At 68.8% G+C, this 13568-nt stretch carries 16 protein-coding genes; 9 read left to right on the top strand and 7 right to left on the bottom strand.

Going from position 1 to position 13568, the window contains the following annotated elements:
- The first annotated feature begins 12 nt into the window (after positions 1 to 12).
- Entirely contained in the window at positions 13 to 942 is a 930-nt protein-coding gene (locus OG574_RS44520; RefSeq protein ID WP_326777907.1) for a M56 family metallopeptidase, read from the top strand.
- A gap of 72 nt (positions 943 to 1014) precedes the next feature.
- Here the strand turns inward: OG574_RS44520 and OG574_RS44515 are convergent.
- Positions 1015 to 1832, bottom strand: a protein-coding gene (locus OG574_RS44515) for an IS5 family transposase (protein ID WP_442816898.1) whose coding sequence is annotated in 2 segments (ribosomal slippage) — positions 1015 to 1500 and positions 1503 to 1832 — 816 coding nt in all. Because the reading frame shifts where the segments join, the coding sequence is not laid out codon by codon here.
- A gap of 161 nt (positions 1833 to 1993) precedes the next feature.
- Positions 1994 to 2779 (bottom strand): ABC transporter permease, encoded by a 786-nt coding sequence (locus tag OG574_RS44510; protein ID WP_326777905.1) that lies wholly within the window; start codon positions 2777 to 2779, stop codon positions 1994 to 1996.
- Between the two features lie 157 nt (positions 2780 to 2936).
- On the opposite strand from OG574_RS44510, the gene OG574_RS44505 reads away from it, so the two are divergent.
- A complete protein-coding gene (locus OG574_RS44505) occupies positions 2937 to 3599 on the top strand; it encodes a response regulator transcription factor (protein WP_100596717.1) in 663 nt (220 codons plus the stop codon).
- A complete protein-coding gene (locus OG574_RS44500; protein WP_326777904.1) occupies positions 3596 to 4954 on the top strand; it encodes a sensor histidine kinase in 1359 nt (452 codons plus the stop codon). Before OG574_RS44505 ends, OG574_RS44500 begins: the two co-directional genes overlap by 4 nt.
- Here OG574_RS44500 and OG574_RS44495 read toward each other — a convergent pair.
- Positions 4935 to 5765 carry a COG4705 family protein gene (locus OG574_RS44495; protein ID WP_326777903.1) on the bottom strand — a complete coding sequence of 277 codons (831 nt, stop codon included), beginning with the start codon at positions 5763 to 5765 and terminating at the stop codon, positions 4935 to 4937. The genes OG574_RS44500 and OG574_RS44495 overlap by 20 nt on opposite strands.
- Before the next feature lie 322 nt (positions 5766 to 6087).
- On the opposite strand from OG574_RS44495, the gene OG574_RS44490 reads away from it, so the two are divergent.
- Both OG574_RS44490 and OG574_RS44485 read left to right on the top strand, forming a co-directional pair.
- Positions 6088 to 6528 (top strand): MarR family winged helix-turn-helix transcriptional regulator, encoded by a 441-nt coding sequence (locus OG574_RS44490; protein ID WP_326777902.1) that lies wholly within the window; start codon positions 6088 to 6090, stop codon positions 6526 to 6528.
- Positions 6529 to 6619: 91 nt separating this feature from the next.
- Positions 6620 to 7204 carry a YbhB/YbcL family Raf kinase inhibitor-like protein gene (locus OG574_RS44485; protein WP_326777901.1) on the top strand — a complete coding sequence of 195 codons (585 nt, stop codon included), beginning with the start codon at positions 6620 to 6622 and terminating at the stop codon, positions 7202 to 7204.
- Here the strand turns inward: OG574_RS44485 and OG574_RS44480 are convergent.
- The 3 genes from OG574_RS44480 to OG574_RS44470 form a co-directional block, all read right to left on the bottom strand.
- A complete protein-coding gene (locus OG574_RS44480; protein ID WP_326777900.1) occupies positions 7182 to 7406 on the bottom strand; it encodes a hypothetical protein in 225 nt (74 codons plus the stop codon). The two genes, OG574_RS44485 and OG574_RS44480, sit on opposite strands and share 23 nt — an antisense overlap.
- 219 nt (positions 7407 to 7625) lie before the next feature.
- A complete protein-coding gene (locus OG574_RS44475) occupies positions 7626 to 8204 on the bottom strand; it encodes a dihydrofolate reductase family protein (RefSeq protein WP_326777899.1) in 579 nt (192 codons plus the stop codon).
- Positions 8205 to 8375: 171 nt separating this feature from the next.
- On the bottom strand, positions 8376 to 9374 hold the full coding sequence (locus OG574_RS44470) for an SDR family NAD(P)-dependent oxidoreductase (protein ID WP_326777898.1): 999 nt from the start codon (positions 9372 to 9374) through the stop codon (positions 8376 to 8378).
- Positions 9375 to 9692: 318 nt separating this feature from the next.
- Between OG574_RS44470 and OG574_RS44465 the strand changes: the two genes are divergently transcribed.
- The 4 genes from OG574_RS44465 (at position 9693) to OG574_RS44450 (ending at position 12940) form a co-directional block, all read left to right on the top strand.
- Positions 9693 to 9839: a hypothetical protein gene (locus tag OG574_RS44465; RefSeq protein ID WP_326777897.1), complete on the top strand. Its 147-nt coding sequence runs from the start codon at positions 9693 to 9695 to the stop codon at positions 9837 to 9839.
- Positions 9836 to 10309: a hypothetical protein gene (locus OG574_RS44460; protein WP_326777896.1), complete on the top strand. Its 474-nt coding sequence runs from the start codon at positions 9836 to 9838 to the stop codon at positions 10307 to 10309. Before OG574_RS44465 ends, OG574_RS44460 begins: the two co-directional genes overlap by 4 nt.
- A 109-nt stretch (positions 10310 to 10418) precedes the next feature.
- Positions 10419 to 11855, top strand: a complete 1437-nt coding sequence (locus tag OG574_RS44455) for an MFS transporter (RefSeq protein ID WP_442816897.1) — start codon at positions 10419 to 10421, stop codon at positions 11853 to 11855.
- Positions 11856 to 12007: 152 nt separating this feature from the next.
- Entirely contained in the window at positions 12008 to 12940 is a 933-nt protein-coding gene (locus tag OG574_RS44450) for a DUF4232 domain-containing protein (RefSeq protein WP_326777895.1), read from the top strand.
- Here the strand turns inward: OG574_RS44450 and OG574_RS44445 are convergent.
- Positions 12924 to 13415 carry a nucleotidyltransferase domain-containing protein gene (locus tag OG574_RS44445; protein ID WP_326777894.1) on the bottom strand — a complete coding sequence of 164 codons (492 nt, stop codon included), beginning with the start codon at positions 13413 to 13415 and terminating at the stop codon, positions 12924 to 12926. The two genes, OG574_RS44450 and OG574_RS44445, sit on opposite strands and share 17 nt — an antisense overlap.
- Positions 13416 to 13568 lie beyond the last annotated feature (153 nt).

Here is a 13568-nt window from a genome sequence, read left to right as displayed (position 1 = left end):
AGAAACGTAACGATGCACCTGGCCGTCTACTTGCCGCTGCTGCTGCCCGCGCTGGCCGGCTTGAGCGCGGGCCCACTGGCCCGCCGCCTCGAACCGCGGCTGGCGACATGGCTGCTGACAGCAGCCGGACTGATCCTGGCCGTGTCCAGCACCGTGGTCCTCGGCCTGTTGGCCGTAGCAGGACTGGTGCGTCTCCCGCTGATCGCGGCGCTCGAGGACTACTCACCTACAGTGATCGCCCGCGACGACCCGGCAGCCTGGCCCGCGGCCCTGGCAGGAGCCGTTCTGCTTACGCTCGCCGTTGCGGCCACCGTCCGCCTCACCGTGCGCCGGGCCGGGGCGCTGTGGTCAGCCGCTCTCGAAGCGGCCTGCCTCCCCGGGAGGGAGTCGGTCGTCGTCACCGACGACCTGCACGCCGACGCGTACACCATGCCAGGCCTGCCCGGCCGGATCGTGATCTCCCACGGCATGCTCGACGCTCTTGACCCCACCGGTCACGACATCATCCTGGCCCATGAGCGGGCACACCTGAACCACCATCACTACGCGTTCGTCACGCTCGCCCAGATCTCAGCCGCCGCCAACCCGCTGCTCCGCCCGCTGGCCACGTCCGTCGCCTACACCGTCGAGCGGTGGGCCGATGAGTACGCCGCACTCCACACCGGCGACCGGCGCGCAGTCGCCGAAACCGTGGCCAAGGCGGCCGTGGCCACCAAACGAACCCGCGCGCTACGCCTGCCCTCAGCGGCCCTGGGGGTCCTCGGCCGCAGCCCGGCCCCGGGCATCATCCCCCGCCGAGTCGCAGCCCTGCTCGAACCTCCCCCGCGCAGACCGGCACACCTCCTCGCCGCGGCCGGAGCGCTGGTAGGAGTTAGCAGCGTCTGCGTGCTGGAAGCCGCTCATGACCTGCACGAGTTTCTGGAACTCGCGCACCTACGTTGACGACCGCGCTCCGACGTGGGCGAGCACACCCTGCATGCCCGCGCCCTCACCGCCAGCCCTGACTTAGAGGTCCTAACAAAGGCGCTGGACGTGGCGGTGGGTGATGAGGCAGGTGGCAAGTCCGAGGAAGGCCTCGTGGATGTCGTCGCGGCGTTCCCAGCGGATGCGTAGGCGGCGGAAGCCGTGCAGCCAGGAGATGGTGCGTTCGACGACCCAGCGGAAGACGCCCAGGCCGGTGCCGTGCGGGTAGCCCCGCTCGGCGATAACCGGGCGGATACCGCGCTGCCAGAGGAGCCGCCGGTACTTGTCGTGGTCGTAGCCGCGGTCGGCGAAGAGCATGTCTGGTCGCCGTCGCGGTCGGCCGACAACACCAGCGACGGGTGGGATCTTGTCGAGCAGGGGCAGCAGTTGAGTGACGTCGTTGCGGTTTCCGCCGGTCAGCGACACCGCGAGTGGGATGCCCTGGCCGTCGGTGATGACGTGATGCTTGCTGCCTGGTCGCGCGCGGTCGACCGGGCTGGGTCCGCTTTTGGGCCGCGCCGAGCTGCCCTGACGTGGGAGGAGTCGATCACCGCCCGCGACCAGTCCAACTTGTTCGAGGCCCGCAGTTTCCTCAGCAGCACGACATGCAGCTGGCCCCACACGCCGGCCTCGTTCCAGGCGGCCAGGCGTCGCCAGCAGGTCATGCCCGAGCCGAAGCCCAACTCCTGGGGCAGGTACTCCCATTGGATGCCCGTATGCAGCACGAACAAGATCCCGCACAACGCCTGCCGGTCCGGCACCCGCGGCCGGCCCGCCACCAGCTTCGGGCCCGGCTCGGGCAGTAACGGCTCGATCAGCGACCACAGTTCATCCGACACGACCCACGGCCGCGCTTGACGCTTTCCCACACCGAGACCAACGACCGAACAAGCCGAAAGTCACATGATCAACGACTTCTGTTAGTGCTTCTTATCGCCGTCATGGAACTCCTGCAACGCCTGCGCGCCGAGCGCAACACGCCCCTCACCATCGTGAGCCACGAGACCCAGGTTCCTGAAGTCGCGGAATTTCAGAGGCTCTTCATGTCAGGGCGGAACAGGCGCCGTCGAGCGATGAGTTCGACGGTTACGGCGACCGCGATGGCCTGCACGGCCATGAGGGCGATCAGGACAAACAGCTGCACCGCCCCGGCCATCACCGGACTCGCACCGCCCAACAGCATGCCCACGAATGCCCCGGGAAGCGTGACCAGGCCGACCGTGCGCGTCTGGTCCAGGCCCGGAAGCAGGGCGTCCGATGCCGCGGGCCGGGCGATCTCCATGCGCGCATCCCGGTCGAGGAAGCCCAGCGCCATCGCCGCCTCGACCTCGCCTCGGCGCTGTTCCAGCTCGTCCAGGGAGCGGCGCCCGGAGAGCACCGTCACCGTCAGGGCGCCGCCGATGAGGATGCCGGCGATCGGAACAAGGGCGAGGCCCTTGAGGGGAACCAGTCCCGTGAGCAGCAGTGCGGCCACCGTGGGGACGACACCGGCGGCGATGGGCGCGGCGGTCAGCCACCAGGTGCGGTTGGTGGTCAGCCTTCGGCCTGCCGTGCGTACGGCGACGGTGAACATCACGACCAGGAACGCGACCAGGCCGGCCACCGTGGTGACTGCCCAGGTGATGACCACGGACACCGCGGCGAGCTGAGCCGCCGCACGCACCCCCGCGACCAGGATCTCCCTCGGCCTGCCGGCCGATGAGTCGGGAGACAGACGAAACCAGTAGGCAACCCCCGCCGCCACCGCGAGAAGCACGATCAGCAGCACGCCGAGCGTGATGTTGACCGGGAGAAGAGACCTTGCACTCAGCGTCACATGTCTCACCGTAGATGCCGCGTACTGCAGGTACGACAGTCAGCCCGGCGCGCTGGTTTTGGGAACGATCCCCACCTCGCTATCGTCTACATGACTGTAGACGATACGATTCGCGTCCGCACAGGAGGCGTCGCGTGAAGGCAGGTGAGGGAGAGGCATGAGGCATCGAATCCTGGTCGTCGAGGACGATCACGCACTGCGTGATGTGCTGCTACGGAGTCTGCGGGACGAGGATTTCGACGCCGTGCCCGCGCAGGACGGCGCGACCGCCCTGCGGCTGGCGGGGGACGCCGTCGACGCTGCCGTGCTCGACGTCGGGCTGCCCGACGCGGACGGCCGGGACGTCTGCCAGGCGATCAGAGCCAATGGCTTCGTCTTTCCCGTCATCTTCCTGACCGCCCATCATCGGCTCACCGACCGCCTGGCAGGCTTCTCGGCAGGCGGCGACGACTACCTGCCCAAGCCGTTCCACACGATGGAGCTGGCCGCGCGACTGAGGGCGGCCCTCAAACGCAACGGTTCGTCGCAGTCCGCGACCTGCGGAGATGTGCTCCTGGACCCGGTCGGGCACAGCCTGACGGTGCGGGGGACGCGTGTCGCCCTCACTCCCACCGAGTTCCGGCTGCTGGCAGCTCTCATGGCCGCGTCCGGCGCCATCGTCCGCAGGCGGGAGCTCATCCGGGCCGGCTGGCCCGAGGGGGCCCACGTCAGTGACAACACGCTGGACCAGTATCTGACCCGGCTACGACGCAAGCTCCGCGACGGCGGCAGCGCGCTGACCGTCACCACCGCGCGCGGCGTCGGACACCGCCTGTCATGAGGCCGTACGCCTCATGGTTCTGGCCGCGAACCCTGCGCGGGCGCCTGGCCCTGGTGGCGCTGACCACCGCCACGCTCCTGATGGTGATCCTCACCGCGGTGTTCAACACCGTCGTCCGCAACCGCCTCCAGCACCAGGCCGACGACGAGCTCCGCACGCGGGCCGCCGCCGTTGCCGCCACCGTCGACACCAGCGGACCCAGGGTGCGCGTCCTGGAGACGCCGGGTGAGGAACTGCTGGACACGAACGTGTGGATCTACGACGGAGGAAGGCTGCTCGAAAAGCCGCCGTCCGCCGCTGCCGGGCCACTGACACGCGCCGCCGACCAGTTGGCCGCACGCAGCGGCCGGCGCTGCGTCACCGTGCAGGCCCATGGGCCGGTCCGTCTGTGCTCGCTGCCGGTGCCCGACGGGAAAAGTGACGCCTCGGTGGTCACCGCGCTGGACCTTTCCCCCTACAGCAGTTCTGCCGATGACATGCTCTACGCCTCGCTCGCGCTCGACGCCGTCATGCTGGCCTGCACCTACGCGCTGACCCGGTTGGCGGTGGGGCGTGCGCTACGACCGGTGCGCAGCATGACCGAGCATGCCGCGCAGTGGAGCGCAATAGCCTCCGAGGAACGCTTCGGGAGCGTGGAGCGCCCCACCGAACTCACGCAGCTGGGTGGGTCGTTGGACGCGCTGCTCGACCGTATTCGCGCACTGCTGCGACACGAGCAACAGCTCACGCGGGAGCTGTCGCACGAGCTGCGCAACCCGCTCGCCCGGATCATCGCCGAGCTGGACTGGTGGCAGGCCCGCCCCCGCTCCGCCGCCGACACCCGGACCACACACGACGCCATCGCGGACGCCGCGCGGTCCATGCGCATGATCTGCGACACCCTCCTCGACGACGCCCGCGACAGCGCGGCCACCACACGGGGCGTCAGTGATGTGCCCATGGTGCTGCGCGGCCTCGCCGATCGCGCCGATTCCGCCGGGAACGTGGAGGTCGTCGTCACGGTCCGGGATCCCGGCCTGTCGGCCGGGGTCCCGGGCACACTCCTGGAACGCATTGCGAGCCCGCTGCTCGACAACGCGCTGCGACACGCACGCTCCCGGGTGGAGATCCGGGCGTGCGCCCGTGCGGGCGACGTCCGCGTCGATGTCACGGACGACGGCCCGGGCGTGCCGGAGTCGTTCGCGCCGCAGCTCTTCCAGCCGGGGCGCCGCGCCCGGCCCGGGGACGGACACGACGGAGCGGGCCTGGGGCTGCCGCTGTCGCGACGCCTGGCCCGCTCAGTCGGCGGCGAGGTGCACCACGACGAGAGGCACACCCCGGGCGCGAGCTTCGTGATCAGCCTTCCTGCGGGGTGAGCGGCGCGGACTCTTCGACGTCCCGCCGGGTCACCGACAGGTGGATGACCAGTCCGAGGATGACCGCGAGGAAGATCACGCTGGTGATCACGGTGCCCATGCCCAGGCCGCCGTCACCGGTCGGCTGCGACAGATAGTCGCCGATCGAGGCACCGAGGGGACGGGTGAGGATGTAGGCGATCCAGAAGCTGAACACGGCGTTCAGGCCGAGCGCGAAGTGCGCGACGGCAACGGCGGCGATGGCCAGGGCGAACAGGACGGCGGAGACCCAGTAGCCGAGGGCCATCTTTTCGGCGACGAGGTCGCCGGCCGCGGTGCCGAGCGCGAAGGTGAACAGCACTGCCAGCCAGTAGTAGACCTCGCGGGGCGTCGTGTCGATGCTGTGGATGGACAGGGTCCGCTCGCGCCGATGCCAGACGACGAAGACCACGGCGAGGGCCACGGCGAACGTCGCGGTACTGGCCTCCAGCGGCACACCCAGGTTGTCGGTGAGGTTGTCGCTGATCAAGGTGCCGACCACGCTGATCAGTGCCACGGCGAGCCAGTAGACGCCGGGTCGATAGGCCTTCGTGCGGAACTGGACGACCAGGACGACCGCCAGAAGCGCGCTCATCAGCAGCGACACGCCGGTCAGGCCCAGGCCCAACTTCTCGTTCAGCAGGTCCGCCGCGGTCTCGCCGACCGTCGTGCACAGCACCTTGATGATCCAGAAGTACGCGGTGACTTCCGGAACCTTGTTCCAGCGCAGCCGGCGGCCCGGGGCCGCCTCAGAGGGCGCGTACGCCCCAGAAGTCTCAGAGGTATCGGTCATGAGGCCCGACCTTGTCAGCCGGAGTCTGAACACATCCTGACCGTCGCGTCGGCGCCCCCTCAGTTCCGGACCGAGCCGTTCAACCCTGCTCCGGCCATGGCGACTTGGCGACGGTTGTCCTGATGCGGCGAGACAGGACAGACAGATCGACATAGGTGAGGACCACCTCATGGATGCCGGTGAGTGACAACCGCCGCGTGGCCACCCACGCCCGTCCGCTCTGTCGGCGGTCCGCCGAGCCGCTGCGGCTTCCGGGCCGCCTCGGATGAGCAGATCAGCGCCGCACTACGCTAAGGCAGACTTATAAGTTAGCCTTAATATCATGCCTGAGGATCCGACCCCCGATGAAGTTGGCGCAGCCCTGCTGGCGAGCGTCGGCCTGCTGGTTCGCCGGGTGCGCCAGGTGCGCGTCGAAGGCGGCGAACTGTCCGAACCCGAGCGCTCGGCGCTGAAGCAACTGGACCGCACGGGCCCGGCAACCTCCTCGGAACTGGCCCGTCAGGCGCACATCACCCCGCAGGCCATGGGGGCGACACTCAGTGCACTGCAGGCTGCCGGCCTGATCCAGCGGCGTCCGGACCCCCAGGACGGCAGGCGCAAGGTCTTGTCCCTGACCGACGCCGGAGCTCGTGACCTTCAAGAGAAGCGCAGCGCCCGGACCGACCTACTGGCACGAGCCCTCGCGGAAGCCTTCACGCAGGACGAACTGACACACCTAGCAGCGGCCGCTCCGCTGATCAGACGGCTCGCCGAGAACATCTGACCGCAGCAGCGTCGAGGACGTCCTCCCCGAACCCGGCGAAACAGCCACCAACCACCAACACGGAGATTCTCCACATGCCCAAGGCCACCCGATGAACCTTCTCGGACGACTTCTCAGCAACCGCCGGGCAGGCGAGGCCCACATAGCCTGGAACCTGCCGAACCTCCAGGGTCCCGACCTCCTGAGAATGACCAGCGAGCACTTCACCGACAGCGGGGCGATCCCGCTGGAGCACGCCGGCAAACGTATCGGCGGCAGCGACCTGTCGCCCCACCTGTCCTGGAGCCCTCCGCCTCCCGACACCGCGCAGCTCCTCCTGGTCATGGAGGACACCGACGTCCCCATGCCCAAGCCCGCCGTGCACTGCGTCGCCCTCATCGACCCGGCGCAGCTCGACACACCTCACCAGCTTCCCGCCGGCGCCCTGTCCGCCCGGCAGCCCGCGGCCGGGGTCCAGGTGCTGCGCTCAACCATCGGACGCGGGTACCTGGGCCCCGCTCCGATCAAGGGACACGGCCCGCACCACTACACCTTCCAGCTGTTCGCCCTGGACGCCGACGTCCGCGACACTGCAGCCGAAATCGCACCGGAGCGCGCCCGACCCCGCTCCCTGCTCTCCTCCGTCCGCCCAGCGGTCCTGGCCCGAGGTCGACTCACCGGCACCTTCGAACGCTAAGCAGGTGTTGCCAGGGGACGACGATGGTCTTGCGGCCCTGGCCGGCCCGCAAGCGCGTCAGCGCGGTCGCGTACTGGTCCAGGGGGAACCGGTCACTGATGAAGGCCTGCGGATCGAGGACGGCGCCGGCGACGGCGACGAGTCCCGCGGCGCGCTTGCAGTTGGCCGACCGCGGCGCGAACGCGCCCTGCGAGATGTCCAATCGTTTCCGTACAGGCCGCACGCGCCGACCTCGACGACCTCGTCACGGGCCGGGGTGGGATCGCGGTCGGACTCGATGCCCACCGCTCCCGGCGATCAGCTGGCTCAACCAGTCAGCAACCTGATCGCGGTGTGCCCGTCTCAAAGTCACTCCTCGCCGACCGACGGCTGTCGGGCCAGGAAGTCTGCGAATGCCGCTGACTGCTCCGGGTCCCTGGGCTCAGACATGCAGGGCGGGCCGGTAGATGAGTTCTTGGATGCCGCCGTCGAGGGTCCGGTGCTCGATCAGCTCGAGGTCGAAGTCGGCCGCACCCTGGAAGATCGGGTCCAATCCGGTCTGACCTGTGATCACGGGGAAGAGCGTCACCTGGACGCGGTCGACCAGGCCGGCGGCCATCAGCGCCCGGTTCATCGACAGACTGCCGTGCGAACGCAACGGCACGTTGGACTCCTTCTTGAGCCGAGCGACGACATCGACGGCATCGCCGGCGGCGACGCTCGCATCCGGCCAGTCGAGGGGCCCTTCCAGCGTGGTCGACACCACCGTCGCCGGCAGGTTCCTCATCCGGGTGACCCATGGGTCACGCACCTCGGAGTCCTCGGTGCTCGAGGCCAGCATCTGCGCGAACGCCCGATACGTGTTGGCCCCGAAGACCATCCGCTGCTCGTCGTCGTACAGGGCGAGACGGCGCTCGAGGAGCTCGGGGCCTTGCTTGCCCCAGTAGCCGGTCCAGTTTCCGCTGGCTGCGCCGAAGCCGTCGAGGCTGGAGAAGACGTCGAATGTGTAGGTGGCGGTCATGATGCTCTCCTCGAGTACGGTTGATCGCGTGTCGGGTATACAGACCGGGAACCGCGACGAGACTCATCGCCCTTGCACTCCCGGAGTCCGGCCGCCCCCGATCCGCGCCGGCCGATCCACGCGGCTCAACTATTCCTCCGCGCGTGCGGCCACGCCTGACAGGGGAATTTGCTAGGAGTTCGAAGCGTCACAGGGGCCGCTCAGGCGTCTGCGCGCAGATGGTCGCGCGCCCAGGTTTCGAAGGTGGTCGGTCAGGTCGCAGCTGGCGTCCCACAGCCCGGCCGCGACGGCAGTGTCGGCGAGATGACTCCATGCCGCTTCTTGTCGGGGTGCGCCGCGCAGGCTGAACAGGCGTGGCCCCCACAGCTGTCCTCCGCACGCGGCCGGGTCGAGCACCGCTCGGACCGCCGGCCAGGCGCCGGCGTGCTTGCCTTGGACGAGTAGAGCGGCGGGTGCCGCGCGCAGCCGCGCGCCGAGGCTTCGCACATGGACCGGCGGCCGTGACGGAGTGAGGGCGTCCAGGGCACCGCCGGGATGGACCACTGCACTCTCCACCGAACTGCCGAGGGTGCGCAGGCGGCGGTCGAGTTCGAGCCCGAAGTACATCTGGGCCAGCTTGCTTCGTCCGTAGGTACGTTTGGCCTGGTAGTCCCGCCGGGACTGGAGGTCGTCCAGGTCCAGCCGTTCCGATTTCGCCGCGAAACTACCGACGGTCACGACACGCGCCGCAGGTGCGGCCGACAGCAGCGGCATCAGCAGACCGGTCAGCGCGAAATGCCCGAGGTGATTCGTGCCGAACATGAGTTCATGGCCATCCCCTGTCTCGCGACGCGGCGGGTCGTCGAGCGCGACGCCGGCATTGTGGACCACCGCATGCAGAGCACTCACCTCCAGGGATTCCACTGCTGCGCTGAGCGACGACAGGTCAGCGAGGTCCAGCCGGATTGCCCGTACCTGCGCGCCGGGCACGCGAGAGCGGATCGACGTCAGGGCGACTTCGGCTCTCGCCGGGTCCCGACAGCCCAGCACGACCGTGGCTCCGGTCGCTGAAAGCTGCTCCGCGATGAAGTACCCGATACCGGTGTTGCCGCCGGTGACCAAGAAGACGCTGCCCTCTGCGCGCGGCAGCCGGTGAACATCCCAGGGCGGAGCGGAGGAAGTGGACGACATGACGGGAGGCTCCCTGGATTCTGAGAGGCGAGACGGTTGCGGCCGCTCCCGAGGGAGCAGCTTGCCATCCACAGTTCCAGCGCTGACCGACACATCGCCTACGGATCACCGACCGCCGCGACGGATGCCGACACCCCGCCGACAGACGGCCAGTCCACCGACCGACGGTTGCCCACTGCCGCCTCGGATTCAGATGCGGACTCGGACCTCCCAGCCGTGAAGACGCAGTTGTGTCGTGGCACGGTCGTTGTCACCGGCGAGCATCGTGACTTCGAAATCGGCTGGCCCAATTACCCATCGGCGAGCCAGAATCATCCCGTGATGCGCCAGACCTACGCGGACGCCGAACTCCACCAGTTCGTAACCGAGTTGGCGGCCGAGACCGGCGAGATGCGGCGGCTCTCCGCGAAGGACCTGCCGCCGTGGTGCCGCAAGTCGCCGCAGGTGTCCAAGGTACTGCCATGAATCACCACGACGCCGGGCAGGAGGAGGAACCCGCGGAGCACCTGCGTTTCTGGACCTACCTGCGGGAGTTTGAGCAGGTCACGGAGGCCGACGAGGTCGACCTGGTCAGCGAAGTACTCACCGACCCGGACGAGACGATGGCCCAGTCCGCCGTCCTGCGGCATGTGGACCGCCGAGCCGCCGATCTGCACTCCGGACCCGCCTACGAGTCCTGGGCCGCGAAGATGACCCAGGCCACGACGCGCTACCCGTTCCTGACCCGGCGCCTTCACGAATGGTCTCTCTTCCGGGCCGTCATGCTCAGGCAGCCGTGGCGTCCGGATGCTCTGCTCGAGTCATCTGACTGGCTCCAGCGCAAAACGGCCGAAGCGCCGAACGCGGCCGCCCTGGAAATCCTCGCCGCCCGGGGCCGCACCAAGCGGATCCGCAACGCCGCCCGCATCAATCTGAAGCAGCAGGGTCAAGGCTGATCGCAGTCCCCCGGGGTGTGACGCACCCAAGGTCTGGAACATTGCCCGCCGTCCGATGCCGGCAGCGGTCCGCAAGAACTTGACACGGCGCGGGTCTGCCGAGGGAGGCGTGTTCCTGATCTACGGTGCTGCCATGGTGCGTGCCGGTGGTCCCCAGACCCATGGACCGGACAGGTCTGCGGCTTCGGGCCGCTCCCTGGCCCCGCTGCTCGCTGTCTGCGCGGGCTACTTCATGGTCATCCTGGACGTGACCGTCATCAACGTCGCCGTTCCGGTGATGGGGCGGGAACTGTCGGCCTCGCTGACAGGGATTCAGTGGATCACCAACAGCTACACACTGATCTTCGCCGGCCTCCTGCTCACCGGCGGCGCTCTGGGAGACCGCTTGGGCAATCGCCGGATCTTCTGCACCGGAGTGGTGGTGTTCACCGCTGCCTCGGCCGGCTGCGGACTGGCCCAGAGCACCGGTACTCTGATCGCCGCCCGGCTGCTGGAAGGCGCCGGCGCGGCACTGATCGTGCCCGCCTCCCTCGCTCTCCTCCAACAGGCGTATCCCTCCCCCGCCGAGCGCTCCCGGGCGTTCGGCCTGTGGGGCTCCATGGCCGGCATCGCCGCCTCGGCCGGGCCCCTCCTGGGCGGCCTCCTCGTCACGACCGTGGGCTGGCGCTGGGTGTTCTTCATCAACCTGCCCGTCGGATGCGTCTGCCTGCTGCTCACACTGCGCCGCGTGCCCCCTTCGGCCCGGCGCACGGACCGCCCCGTGGACTGGCCGGCCCAGTGCGCGATCGTCGCGATGGTGGCCCTGCTGACCGCCGTACTGAACGAGGCCGGACGACGCGGCTGGACGGACCCACTGATCCTGACCGGGGCCGGCCTGTGCCTGCTGGCAGCGGCCGCGTTCGTCCTTCGGGAGCACCTGGCCCGCAGCCCCGTGCTGCCCCTGCGGCTGCTGCGCTCCCGCGCGATGAGCGGAGGAGCGATCATCGGCCTGCTGTTCAACTTCGCCTTCTACGGGATGATCTTCACCGCCAGCCTGTACTTCCAGCACCAGCGCGGCCTGACCGCGCTGCGCACCGGGTTCGCCCTTTTCCCGGCAGTGGCCATGACGATGTTCGCCTCCGTCCTCTCCGGACGGCTGGCACGCCGCAGCGGACACCGCCCGCTTGTGGTCACCGGCTTGCTTCTTGGAGGGGCAGGCCTGGCCGGCTGGGCCGCGGCCGGACCGAACCCGAGCTACGCACTGCTCGTGGCGCCGATGATGGCCGCGGGCTTCGGTACGTCCTTCGCCCTCACCGGGTCGACGACCACCGTGATGGCGGCCGCCCCTGACAAGTACTCCGGCACCGCCTCCGCCCTGTTCAACACCACCCGCCAGGTCGGCAGTGCCACAGGCGTCGCGCTGGGAGGCTCCCTACTGGCCGCCACAGGCAACTTCACCACCGGGCTGCGGGCCAGCATGGCCATCGGTTCGGCCGCTTACCTGACGGCCGCCGCCCTTGCGCTCTTCTGCATCCCGCGGAAGGCACCCGGCCACGCCACCGACTGAACGGCGGCGAGCCAGAGCGTGGCAGGTACGCCGATGGGCCAGCCGGTGTGGAAAAGCCACCGCGTCGTCAAAAACCCACCTGTAGCACTCTCGTGGCCGGAATTATGGCCTCCACCACACGCGTGTGGCTCGCGCCCTGATGAAGTGAATGAATGCGAAGATCCGCTTCACTTCTGCCGGCCCTGGCCGCGTCCGCCCTGCTCCTCACGGCATGCGAACCGCCGCCCCACACACAGGTCGACGACCCGGGCAAGGACGGCGTACGGATCACATCGCTGACCCTCCCCTCGGCCTCCCCCTCACCCACCCGCACCACTTCAGTCTCCGCCGACAGCCTCCCCGTGGACTCGGGGGTCATTGCCGCCTACGAGGTCACCAACAAGGGCACCAAGACCCTGACCTACTCAGTCGTCTTCACCTTCATGAGCGGTGACGGCGGGGCCATGACCAACCAAACCGCGACCGTGCGTGACGTCGGCCCCGGAAAGACCGTGCGAGGCACCGTCAGGGCCGGAGAACTGCCCCCCGCCGCCCCTCGGGTGACGGGGGCAAAGGTCCTCGAAGTGACCAAGGTTCCCGCAGGCGAGGCGCCTGCCGCGCCGGGCACGTGCCCCGCCTCCGGCATCCGGGTCAGCGCCGACAAGGGCGACGCGGCCATGGGACTGCGCGTCGTGGGCCTCCACCTCGACAACTGCGGCACGCGCGACTACACCGTCGACGGATACCCACTCCTGGAACTCCTGGACGACGACCTCAACCCTGTCCACGGCATCCAAATCCTCGACGGCAGCGGCGACATCACCACTGGCACCGGGCCCGACGTGCAGCCACGGCCCGTCCTGCTCAAGCCCGGCGAGTCCGCAACCGCCGGCCTGGTGTGGCGCAACACCACCGAGGCCGGTACGGCAATGAACGTTCCCCATGTGCGGGTCCGGGCGAAGGCGGGTGCCGATCCCGTGACGGTAACCCCGCACCTCGACCTCGGAACCACCGGACAGCTCGGGGTCAGACCGTGGGAGAGGGCGGAGAGGGCGGAACGCCAGGGCCTTTCGTTTGGGTCAGGCTGGATCAGAAGTGCGTGGTGATCCCGAAGGCGCGGCGCAGTTGTGCCATGTCGTGCCGATCGCGTTCCGACGGCTCGTATCCCTGGTGGAAGTGGACTTGCTGCTCGGCGGACAAGCACGGGACAGGCATTCTCTTGATGGTGCCGGTCACGAAACACGAGCAGGGATAGGTGAAGGGGCGCTGCGGTTCGGGGGATGCCTGCACGGCTGAGCCGTCGTCGGCAAAGACCAGCGGGTGAAGGTCGATCTCCCGTCCGTCCGCAGTTGCCATGACGAATCGGATGGGCCTCCCATCCACACTCTCCACGAAGCCCGCCTCACCAAGTGCCCCCAGCGCGGCGGCTTCCTGGTCCTTCCGGTGCATCAGGTCCAGGTCGCGGTGGTCTCGGGTCTGCTCGCCGAGCAGAGCATCGATTCCCCACCCTCCACCGATCCAGACGTCAACGTTCGCCCGTCGCAAGAGAGTTAGAACGTACAGCACGTCGTCAGCTGTCATCACCCGACGCAGACTAGAAGCATCCGCCTGTGGCAGCGAACGAATTCCATGTCCCCCGCTACGTCGTAGACAGCACACCCGTGGCCTCACCGGGTGTGTGCAACTGTTACCCCCGCGGATGCCGCACTCTCGCTGTGTGGGCGAGTTCGGGAG

This window comes from Streptomyces sp. NBC_01445 (assembly GCF_035918235.1).
In the GTDB taxonomy this organism is placed as follows: Bacteria; Actinomycetota; Actinomycetes; order Streptomycetales; family Streptomycetaceae; genus Streptomyces.
This window is presented reverse-complemented; position numbering and strand designations above follow the sequence as displayed.